The organism is Chitinophaga eiseniae (assembly GCF_900167135.1).
In the GTDB taxonomy this organism is placed as follows: domain Bacteria; phylum Bacteroidota; class Bacteroidia; order Chitinophagales; family Chitinophagaceae; genus Chitinophaga; species Chitinophaga eiseniae.
The window spans coordinates 106,832-117,989 of sequence record NZ_FUWZ01000005.1; the positions used below are offsets into that span (position 1 = coordinate 106,832).

Genomic DNA, 11,158 nt, shown 5'->3' on the forward strand with positions numbered 1-11,158 from the left:
ATATGGATACGTTGTGAAGGGACTAAATTTATAAAAAATGCTGCGTGTAAACCAACCCGGATATCCTTTTTATTACATTTTTGTGATAAACGGCGGAAAATGCAAACGATTGTTGGTTAATATTGAATTATGAATAGAGAATACCCGATCATCTCCGGTGCGGGATGGGGATTATCTTCGCTGAGCATGAAGCAGGGAGGGATTTTTGGAGCTGACCTGTAATCCGTAATTTATCCAGTGAAATGAAAAAGACCAATTTATTACTAGCCGGGTTGCTGGCCTGTGGCATGGCCTCGGCGCAGAAGATCCAACCTTATGGTGCGCTGCCGTCCAAAGCGCAGGTTGTCTGGAATGACATGGAATATTACATGTTCATCCACTTCGGACCAAACACGTTCACCAACAAAGAGTGGGGACATGGGGATGAAGATCCGAAGGTGTTTAACCCTACCCGCCTCGACGCCCGTCAGTGGGCCCGTACCGCCAAACAAGCCGGTATGAAAGGTATTGTGATCACCGCCAAACACCATGACGGTTTTTGTCTGTGGCCTTCCAAATACAGTACGCATACTGTCCGGGAGAGCGCATGGAAAAACGGCAAGGGAGATGTGCTGGCGGAACTGTCGGCCGCCTGTAAGGAGTACGGCCTGAAGTTCGGCGTGTACCTGTCGCCCTGGGACCGTAACCATCCTGAGTACGGCACCGCCAGTTACAACCAGGTGTTCGCCAATACGCTGGAGGAAGTGCTGACCAGCTACGGCCCTGTGTTTGAGCAGTGGTTCGATGGCGCCAACGGTGGTAACATCAAACAGCCTTATGACTGGGACCTGTTCCATAAAGTGGTATATAAACATCAGCCGAACGCTGTTATTTTTAGTGACGTAGGGCCTGGCTGCCGCTGGGTAGGTAATGAAAACGGCATCGCCGGCACCACTAACTGGAGCACGCTCAATGTGAAAGGATTTTCGCCCGGCGCCGGTGGCCCTCCGACGAAGTCGCTCAACGAAGGCAATGAGGACGGTGAACAATGGATCCCTGCCGAGTGTGACGTGTCTATCCGCCCTGGATGGTTCTACAGCCCCGATACAGACGACAAGGTGAAATCGCTTAACACGCTGCTGGACATCTACTACGGTTCCGTAGGCCGCAATGGCAACCTGATCCTGAACGTGCCTATCGACCGTGACGGAGTGATACACCCGAACGACTCCACCCGCCTGATGGAACTGCGTCGCACGCTGGATGCTACTTTCAAAAACAATCTCGCAAAAAATGCGGTAGTAACGGCTACGGATACACGTAAAAATAATCCGGAGGTGAAAGTGGCTCATCTCACAGATGGTAGCAATGCTACCTATTGGGCTACGCCGGACAACGTGACGGCCACCACGGTGAAGCTGACCTTCAAAAAGCCGGTTACCTTCAACCGGGTGGTGTTGCAGGAGTATATCGCGCTGGGCCAGCGGGTGAAAGCTTTCAGTGTGGAGATCCTGGACAATGGTGTGAAGAAGGAGATCGCACGGGAAACTACTATCGGCCACAAGCGTATTTTGCGTTTGCCGGACTATACCACCACGGAGGTATATATTAATATATCAGACGCCAAAGCGGCGCCGGTGATCAGCGAGATACAGTTGTACGAAGCGCCCGGTATGCTGGCCACACCGGAAATCCGCCGGGACAAAGAAGGGATGGTGACCATCACCGCCGCTTCTGCCGATCCGGAAATACACTACACGACCGATGGCACTGCGCCTACGTTGAACTCGCCGATGTACACACCGCAGACGGAAATCCGTTTGCCGCAGGGCGGCACTGTGAAAGCCAGGGCTTTCCTGCGTAAGACGAAGGCCGCCAGCCCGGAAGTAAAAGCCAGCTTCGACGTGGCGCCCGCCAAATGGCAGGTAGTGGCCCCGGCCGCAGCGGAAGCAGCCAAAGCGATCGATGGCAATACGGCTACCGTGTGGGCATCTGACAAAAAAGAGACACAATACCCGCACCAACTGGAGGTAGACCTGGGCGAAACGCTGACGCTGAAAGGCTTTACCTACACGCCCACCACCAATGAGCATATTGGCGGCGTGATTTACGGGTATGCTTTTTATACCAGCACCGACGGTAAAAGCTGGGGACAACCGGCCGCCGCCGGCAGCTTCGCCAATATCAAAAACAACCCGGTACCGCAAACCATCTCCTTTGCGCCGGTGAAAGCCAGGTTCATACGGCTGGTGGCCCTTACGCCGGCAACCGAAAAGGACAACCGGGCGAGCATCGCCGAATTGGGAGTTATTACCAAATAGTATATAAATAACTAAAGTATAAGGCGGCTGGATCCTGACGAGTTGGGTTCAGTCGCCTTTTTGTTAACGGTTTGAAAAAAATCGGCATTCCCCAAAAAAAATTCGATTGATTAAAAAGATATTATTATAACTTTGCGGTTAATCTAAACTAAAGACAATATTTATAACAATTTAACGCTGAACTGAAGTTGGAAAAAACCGCAACTCATACCAACATCTCTGCATATCATCCCGCTTTAAATAAAGGGGTATATTCTGTTGGGTTCAATGTCTTTAGATTCCTTTCCCGACGACCCAGGATTTGATAGCGCTTGTCATACAACCGCTATCGCGCCGGATATCCCCATGTCCGGTGAATGTTCCGTAATGGAAGACTTCAATGTAGTTTATTGATTCACGATTTCAATTTTAAAAGTTGGAAAATCAGCATATCATCGTTAGGGTAGCCACACCTGACGATATACACTATTCAAAAACCATCACCGATGAGATGGAGGCGTCTGCAAAAGCGCGTGGGACTGGAATTGCCAAACGTTCACCGGCCTATGTGGAGCTTAAAATGCAGGAGGGCAAAGCTGTTATCGCAGTAACCGAAAAAGGTGACTGGGTAGGCTTTTGTTATATAGAAGCATGGGGGCATGGCAAATTTGTGGCCAACTCAGGGCTGATCGTGAATCCTGCCTTCCGCGGACATGGCGTGGCAAAGTCCATCAAAAAGAGAATCTTTGAACTGTCGAGAGAAACCTATCCCGAGTCCAAAATATTTGGCCTGACTACCGGGCTGGCAGTGATGAAAATCAACTCTGAACTGGGTTATGAGCCCGTTACCTACTCTGAACTGACAGACGATGAAGAGTTCTGGAAAGGCTGCCGCAGCTGTGTGAACTTCGATATCCTCACCAGCAAAGAGCGGAAGAACTGCCTGTGCACCGCGATGCTGTATGATCCCGTTGAAAAGCTGAAAGAGGCGGAAGAGCGTGCCATGGCCGATGCCAAAGCCAAACAGGAAGCGGCCGCCACTGTCCTGCAGCCTGCCAACCAGCTGTCTGTCACCGCTGCCGGCCAGATCCACCATGAGAAAAGACGCCGGAGATTTAAAGGAAACATAAAGCTCTACGAGCGCTGGTTAAGATTTAAAAGATTTGTTTTGCTCAACAGCAAAAAAGAAGGCGGCGCTACCGGCACCAGGAAAAAGTTCTTCCTGTTCTGAAGCCTGCCACACACTGTCTGACAATATAGTTTTCAATATATAAATGATGTCGTAAAAATGAAAAAAGTAGTACTGGGATTTAGCGGAGGACTTGATACTTCGTATTGCGTTAAATATCTGACTGAAGAAAAGGGATATGAGGTGCATTCCGTAATCGTTAACACCGGCGGTTTTTCTGAAGAAGAACTGGTGGAAATTGAGAAACGCGCTTATAACCTGGGCGTTAAAAGTCACAAGACTGTTGACGCGGTCCGTTCCTACTACGACGGCGTTATTAAATACCTGATTTTCGGTAATGTACTGAAAAACAATACCTACCCGCTGAGCGTGAGCGCAGAGCGTATGAGCCAGGCGCTGGCCATCGCGGAATATGTGAAAGAAGTGGGCGCTGACGCGGTAGCGCACGGCAGTACCGGCGCCGGCAACGACCAGGTGCGGTTTGACATGGTATTTCATATCATGATCCCCGGTGTGGAGATCATCACCCCGATCCGTGATATGAAACTGAGCCGTGAAGCGGAAATTGACTACCTGCGTTCCAAAGGCGTGAACATGAACTTCGACAAAGCCATGTACTCCATTAATAAAGGTATGTGGGGCACTTCCGTAGGGGGTAAGGAAACACTGACATCCAACGTTATGCTGCCGGAAGAAGCATGGCCTACGCAGTTGACCAAAGAAGGAGAAGAGCAGGTAAAACTGACTTTCGATAAAGGCGAACTGATAGGTGTGAACGATCAGCAATTCGGTCACCCGTCTGAAGCCATCCAATACCTGCAAACCATCGCAGGGCCTTTCGCCATCGGTCGTGATATCCACGTAGGCGATACTATCATTGGCATCAAAGGCCGTGTAGGCTTTGAAGCCGCCGCCCCGATGGTGATCCTCAAAGCGCACCACGCGCTGGAAAAACATGTGCTCACCAAATGGCAGTTGACCTGGAAAGACCAGCTGGCGCAGTTCTACGGCAACTGGATGCATGAAGGACAGATCATGGACCCGGTAATGCGCGATATCGAAGCGTTCCTGCAGCATACACAGGAAAATGTTTCCGGTGAAGTGTTCGTTACCCTGATGCCTTACCGCTTCCAGGTAACCGGTATCCAGTCACCCTACGACCTGATGAGCAGCAAATTCGGCAAATACGGCGAAATGAACAGCGGCTGGTCCGGTGAAGACGTAAGAGGCTTCAGCAAAATTTTCGGTAACCAGACGATGATCTGGCATCAGGTTAAAAATTCTATCTAAAATCAGCATCGCAATCATGGCAAATGATAAAAGGATAAAGGCAGGCATTGTTGGTGGGGCAGGCTATACCGGCGGAGAAATGATCCGGTTATTACTGAACCATCCGGACGTATCCATTTCGTTTGTGCATAGCCGTAGTAATGCGGGCAATCCGTTGTACGCAGTACATGCCGACTTGCTGGGCGAAACAGAACGGTCTTTCACCGCTGAGCTGAGCAACGATATAGACGTGATGTTCCTCTGCCTCGGGCACGGGGAATCCAAAAAATTCCTGGAAGCGACAGACGTTGCTCCCCATGTGAAAATAATAGACCTGAGCCAGGACTTTCGTTTAGGCGAAAGCGTTAAAGGAAGGGAATTTGTGTACGGGCTGCCGGAACTGCAGCGGGAAGAAATCAAAAAGGCGAATAACATCGCCAATCCCGGTTGTTTTGCCACTGCCATCCAGCTGGGCATCCTGCCGCTGGCTAAAGCCGGTTTGCTGAAAGAAGTACACACCACCGGCATCACCGGCTCCACCGGCGCCGGACAGAGCCTGCAGGCCACTTCCCACTTTACCTGGAGGGCTAACAATATCTCCACCTACAAAGTGCTGAACCATCAGCACCTGAAAGAAATACGACGAAGCCTGGTACAGTTGCAACCCGGCTTCGCAGAAACGGTCAACTTTGTACCGGTACGCGGTGATTTCCCCAGAGGTATCTGGGTCACCTCTTACCTGCAGAGCGACCTGACGCTGGAAGCAGCGGTGCAGTTGTACAAAGACTACTATGCCGGTCATCCTTTTACGCATGTCAGCGAAAAGCAGATCGACCTGAAGCAGGTAGTGAATACCAACAAGGTATTGCTGCAACTCGAGAAAGTGGGCGACAAACTGGTGATCCACTCCATCGAAGATAACCTGGTAAAAGGTGCTTCCGGTCAGGCTGTACAGAACATGAACCTTATGTGCGGACTGGATGAAACGGCCGGACTCAGACTGAAGTCCATCGTGTTCTAACCGTTTTTATCATTTTAATTTTTTCCGACATCATGAAACTTTTCGACGTTTATCCTGTAAACGATATCATTATAGACAAAGCCGCCGGTTCCAACGTATGGGACGATAAAGGCACCGAATACCTGGACCTGTACGGCGGTCATGCTGTTATCTCTATCGGTCATACCCACCCGCACTATGTGAAAAGACTGACCGATCAGCTGCATAAGGTAGGTTTCTATTCCAACTCCGTGAAGATGCCGCTGCAGGAAGAACTGGCAGCCTTGCTGGGAAAGGTGTCCGGCAAAGCAGACTATCAGCTGTTCCTGTGCAACTCCGGCGCTGAAGCCAACGAAAACGCACTGAAACTGGCTTCCTTCTACAACGGTAAAAAGAAAGTGATTGCTTTCCGCAAAGCTTTCCACGGCCGGACTTCCCTCGCTGTGGCCGCCACCGACAACCCGAAGATCGTGGCGCCGGTGAACGAGACCGACAACGTGGTGTTTCTGCCATGGGAAGACGAAGCTGCGCTGGAAGCCGCTTTTAAACAACATGAAGTATCTTCTGTTATCATTGAAGGCATCCAGGGCGTAGGCGGTATCAACGTGGCCAGCGAGTCTTTCCTGCGGAAGATCCGGAGCCTCTGCGACGCGCACAATGCCGTTTTTATCGCTGACTCCGTACAATGCGGTTATGGCAGAAGCGGTAAGTTCTTCTCCCATGATTTTGCCGGTGTGGACGCCGATGTTTACTCCATGGCCAAAGGCATGGGTAACGGTTTCCCCATAGGCGGCATTATCATCTCCCCGAAATTCAAAGCAGTACATGGTATGCTGGGCACCACTTTTGGGGGTAACCACCTGGCCTGTGCGGCCGCCCTCGCGGTACTGGAAACGATCGAAAGCGAAAAGCTGATCAACAACGCTGCCAGCGTAGGTGCTTACCTGATGGAAGAGCTGCGGAAGTTCTCCCAGGTAAAAGAAGTAAGGGGCCGCGGGCTGATGATCGGTATTGAGATGCCGGAAGAACTGGCCCATGTAAGAAAGAACCTGCTGGGTGTTCATAAGATCTTTACCGGAGAGGCCAAGCCGAACGTAATCCGGCTGCTGCCTTCCCTGGCATTGACCAAAGCCCATGCAGATCAGTTTTTGGAAGCGTTTAGAAAAGAAGTCAAATAGTAATAATGAAGCAATTTATTTCAACAGCAGATGTGCCCAGTGTCCCGCGGTTGGTGGACATTGCCATGAACTACAAGAAAGATCCTTTCAGCGATAAGGAATTGGGAAAAAACAAAACGTTGGGAATGATTTTCCTGAATCCCAGTTTGCGAACACGTTTAAGTACACAGGTAGCTGCTAAAAACCTGGGTATGGAAGCGGTGGTGTTCAACATCGACAAAGAAGGATGGGCGCTGGAGATGAATGACGGGGTAGTGATGAATGGTAATACCACCGAACACGTAAAAGAAGCTGCCGCCGTTATGGGACAGTACTTCGATATACTGGCTATCCGCACCTTCCCGGGGTTGAAAGATAAACAAGAAGACTATACGGAGAAATATATCAACCAGTTCATTAAATACGCCGGCGTACCGGTGGTGAGCCTGGAAAGCGCTACCCTGCACCCTTTGCAGAGCCTGACCGATGTGATCACCATCAAGGAAAACTGGCAGCAGCCCCGCAAACCAAAGGTGGTGATGACCTGGGCGCCGCATGTAAAAGCGCTGCCGCAGGCTGTTCCCAACTCTTTTGCGCAGTGGATGAACGCATGGGGAGAAGTAGACTTTGTGATCGCTCATCCCGAAGGGTATGAGCTGGACGAAAAATTCTCCGGCAACGCCCGTATCGAATACAACCAGGATAAGGCACTGGAAGGCGCTGACTTCGTGTATGTGAAGAACTGGTCTTCGTACAGGGATTACGGTAAGATCACCTGCACTGACCCCAGCTGGATGGTGACCAACGATAAACTCAAACATACCAATGCCGCCAAAGTAATGCACTGTTTACCGGTGAGAAGGAATGTGGTGATCGCGGACGAAGTGCTGGACGGGCCTCAATCCATCGTGGTCCCTGAAGCGGGCAACCGCGTATGGGCGGCACAGGCGGTATTAAGCGAAATATTGAAAGGATAATCATGATTGATCTGTTTATTATCAAAGTAGGCGGAAACGTTATTGATAACCCGGTACTGTTGCAGGCTTTCCTGGAGAAGTTTGCCACCATACCCGGTAAAAAGATACTGATACACGGTGGCGGTAAGATCGCCACCCGTATCGGCGATCAGCTGGGCATCGAGTCTAAATACGTCGATGGCCGTCGTATTACCGACGCCGCCACGATCGACGTGGTGACCATGGTGTATGGCGGGCTGGTAAACAAGCAGCTGGTAGCCAAACTGCAGGCCGCGCAATGCAACGCCATCGGGCTTACCGGTGCAGACGCCAACATCATCCCTGCCACCAAAAGACCGGTGAAAGAAATCGACTACGGTTTTGTAGGCGATGTAAAACCGGATATGGTGCAGATAACTGCGCTGAAAGCTTTGCTGGAAGCAGGTCTTACACCGGTGTTTGCCCCGCTTACCCACGACGGTAGCGGCCAGATGCTGAACACCAATGCAGACACCATCGCCGCTTCGCTGGCCATCGCATTGTCTGCCAGCTACCAGGTGAGGCTGATCTACTGTTTCGAGAAAAAAGGCGTGCTGCACGATCCGAACGATGACAACGCGGTCATCAACCTGATCAACAAAGACATCTACCAGCAGCTGCTGGCAGACAAAGTGTTGTCAGACGGTATCCTGCCTAAGCTGGAGAACGCCTTTTCCGCCATCAATAACGGCGTGAAGGAAGTGCTGATAGGACACGCCGACGATGTGCTGAGCAATACCACCGATACGGTAGCAGGCACTTTAATATGCTAGTCTATGTGGAACGAAAAATTATACGACGTGGCTGTGGCGCTGTTAAAACAGCTCATAGCCACGCCTTCTTTAAGCCGGGAGGAAGACGGTACCGCCCGGGTGATCAGTGACTTCCTGACCGCCATGGACATACCGCACGAACGGCATCTTAACAACGTGTGGGCGGTGAATAAACACTTCGATCCCGCCAAACGTAATATCCTGCTGAACTCCCATCACGATACCGTGAAGCCCAATCCGCAGTATACCCGTGACCCTTTCAGTCCGGATGTGGAAGACGGCAAACTGTTCGGGCTGGGGAGCAACGACGCCGGCGGTTGCCTCGTGAGCCTCATCGCCACTTTCCTGCATTTCTATCACCGCACCGACCTGGAGTACAACTTTGTGCTGGCGGCTACTGCGGAAGAAGAGATCAGCGGCGCTAACGGTATCGAGAGCATTCTCGATAAACTGCCGGCCATTGATTTCGCTATCGTGGGAGAGCCTACGCTCACGCAACTGGCTATCGCCGAAAAAGGGCTGATGGTGCTGGACTGCACGGCTTACGGCAAGGCTGGCCACGCCGCGCGGGAAGAAGGAGAGAATGCGCTGTATAAAGCGCTGCCGGATATTACCTGGTTCCGCGATTTCCGTTTTTCTAAAGAGTCGGACACCTTAGGGCCGGTAAAAATGAGCGTAACGGTTATCAACACTTCCAACAAAGCACATAACGTGGTGCCGGCGGATTGCAGTTTCGTAGTAGACGTGCGCGCCACCGACCAGTATACGCTGGAGGAGCTGCTGGAAGTCATCCGGGCAAATGTACAATGTGAGGTGAAGCCCCGTTCCATGCGGATGCGGCCTTCCTTTATCCCGATGGAGCACCCGTTTGTACAAGCGGGCATTACATTGGGTAAAACGTGGTACGGTTCCCCCACCACTTCAGATCAGGCGCTGATACCGGCAACCTCCGTGAAGATGGGGCCCGGCGATTCCGCCCGTTCGCATACGGCAGATGAATTCATCTACCTGGAAGAGATCAGGGCAGGTATCGATAGTTATATCCGGATATTGGAGATGATCCAGTAATCCCGCGCACGCAAAGTTTTTAAAGAGAGCAAAGAGCGCTAAGCGTTTACTATAAAATATTTTTTATGAAACTGTGGCAAAAAGATAAGGCATCGCTGGATGCCGTAGAGAAATTCACGGTAGGCAAAGACCGTGAAATGGATGCTTTCCTGGCGCCGTTCGACGTGCTGGGCTCTATGGCACACATCACCATGCTGCAAAGCATCGGGCTGCTGGAAGCCGGTGAGCTGACCATCCTGAAGCAGGAGCTGAAGAAGATCTACCAGGATATCCAGGATGGTAATTTTGTGCTGGAAGAAGGCGTGGAAGATATCCACTCACAGGTAGAGCTGCTGCTGACCCGTCGTTTGGGCGAAGTAGGTAAAAAGATACACAGCGGCCGTTCCCGCAACGACCAGGTGCTGGTGGACCTGAAACTGTTCCTCCGTCACGAGTTGCAGACGATGGTGTCTTCCGTGAAAGCACTGTTCGACCTGTTGCAACAGAAAAGTGAAGAATACAAAGATCACCTGATCCCTGGGTATACCCACCTGCAGATCGCCATGCCTTCTTCTTTCGGACTGTGGTTCGGCGCTTATGCAGAGAGCCTCGTCGATGATCTCACTATGTTACAGGGAGCTTATAAAGTGGTGAACAAAAATCCGCTCGGCTCCGCTGCCGGCTACGGTTCTTCGTTCCCCCTTGACCGTGAGATGACCACCCGCCTGCTCGGTTTCGACGCGCTCAACTACAACGTGGTATACGCCCAGATGGGCCGCGGTAAAACGGAGAAGATCGTTTCCTTTGCGCTGGCCGGCATCGCTGCTACCATCGCCAAGATGGCCATGGATGCGTGCCTGTTCATGAACCAGAATTTCGGCTTTATCAGTTTCCCGGATGAACTGACCACCGGTTCCAGTATCATGCCGCACAAGAAAAACCCGGACGTATGGGAACTGATCCGCTCTCATGGTAATAAACTACAGGCGCTGCCCAATGAAATCGCCATGATGATCACCAACCTGCCTTCCGGTTACCACCGCGATCTGCAGCTGCTGAAAGAGAACCTGTTCCCCGCCTTCCAGACGCTGCGCGATTGTATCGATATGAGCCGCCTTATGCTGGAAAATATCCGCATCAAAGAAAATATCCTCGATGATGATAAGTACCAGTACCTCTTCAGCGTGGAAGTGGTGAACAACCTGGTGCTGCAAGGCACGCCGTTCCGCGAAGCTTACAAACAGGTAGGTATGGACATAGAAGGTGGTACTTTCTCTCCGTCTAAAGAAGTGAAACATACCCATGCCGGCAGTATCGGTAACCTGTGCACCGCACAGATAGCCGCGCAGATGGACGCGGTGATCAAAGGGTTTCCGTTTGAAGCCGTGGACAAGACGATAGCGGAACTGCTGGAGAATTAAAATTATCTTGATAGGAAAATAGTAGCCC

At 51.3% G+C, this 11,158-nt stretch carries 9 protein-coding genes; all 9 read left to right on the forward strand.

Going from position 1 to position 11,158, the window contains the following annotated elements:
- The first annotated feature begins 242 nt into the window (after positions 1 to 242).
- The 9 genes from B5D63_RS26600 to argH all read left to right on the forward strand — a co-directional run bounded on the left by B5D63_RS26600 (position 243) and on the right by argH (position 11,130).
- Positions 243 to 2,300, forward strand: a complete 2,058-nt coding sequence (locus B5D63_RS26600) for an alpha-L-fucosidase (protein ID WP_078671907.1) — start codon at positions 243 to 245, stop codon at positions 2,298 to 2,300.
- Between the two features lie 415 nt (positions 2,301 to 2,715).
- A complete protein-coding gene (locus tag B5D63_RS26605) occupies positions 2,716 to 3,510 on the forward strand; it encodes a GNAT family N-acetyltransferase (protein ID WP_078671908.1) in 795 nt (264 codons plus the stop codon).
- Positions 3,511 to 3,567: 57 nt separating this feature from the next.
- The gene (gene argG, locus B5D63_RS26610; RefSeq protein WP_078671909.1) at positions 3,568 to 4,758 is read left to right on the forward strand and encodes an argininosuccinate synthase; all 1,191 of its coding nucleotides are present in this window, start codon (positions 3,568 to 3,570) and stop codon (positions 4,756 to 4,758) included.
- A 16-nt stretch (positions 4,759 to 4,774) separates the two neighbouring features.
- Positions 4,775 to 5,758 (forward strand): N-acetyl-gamma-glutamyl-phosphate reductase, encoded by a 984-nt coding sequence (gene argC, locus B5D63_RS26615; RefSeq protein ID WP_078671910.1) that lies wholly within the window; start codon positions 4,775 to 4,777, stop codon positions 5,756 to 5,758.
- 32 nt (positions 5,759 to 5,790) lie between these two features.
- Positions 5,791 to 6,915 carry an aspartate aminotransferase family protein gene (locus B5D63_RS26620; protein WP_078671911.1) on the forward strand — a complete coding sequence of 375 codons (1,125 nt, stop codon included), beginning with the start codon at positions 5,791 to 5,793 and terminating at the stop codon, positions 6,913 to 6,915.
- 5 nt (positions 6,916 to 6,920) lie between these two features.
- Positions 6,921 to 7,871 carry an N-acetylornithine carbamoyltransferase gene (locus B5D63_RS26625; RefSeq protein WP_078671912.1) on the forward strand — a complete coding sequence of 317 codons (951 nt, stop codon included), beginning with the start codon at positions 6,921 to 6,923 and terminating at the stop codon, positions 7,869 to 7,871.
- 2 nt (positions 7,872 to 7,873) lie between these two features.
- Entirely contained in the window at positions 7,874 to 8,662 is a 789-nt protein-coding gene (gene argB, locus B5D63_RS26630; RefSeq protein WP_078671913.1) for an acetylglutamate kinase, read from the forward strand.
- Between the two features lie 3 nt (positions 8,663 to 8,665).
- Complete coding sequence (locus tag B5D63_RS26635; RefSeq protein WP_078671914.1) at positions 8,666 to 9,730, forward strand: M20 family metallo-hydrolase; 1,065 nt, start codon at positions 8,666 to 8,668, stop codon at positions 9,728 to 9,730.
- A 65-nt stretch (positions 9,731 to 9,795) separates the two neighbouring features.
- A complete protein-coding gene (gene argH / locus B5D63_RS26640) occupies positions 9,796 to 11,130 on the forward strand; it encodes an argininosuccinate lyase (RefSeq protein WP_078671915.1) in 1,335 nt (444 codons plus the stop codon).
- Positions 11,131 to 11,158 lie beyond the last annotated feature (28 nt).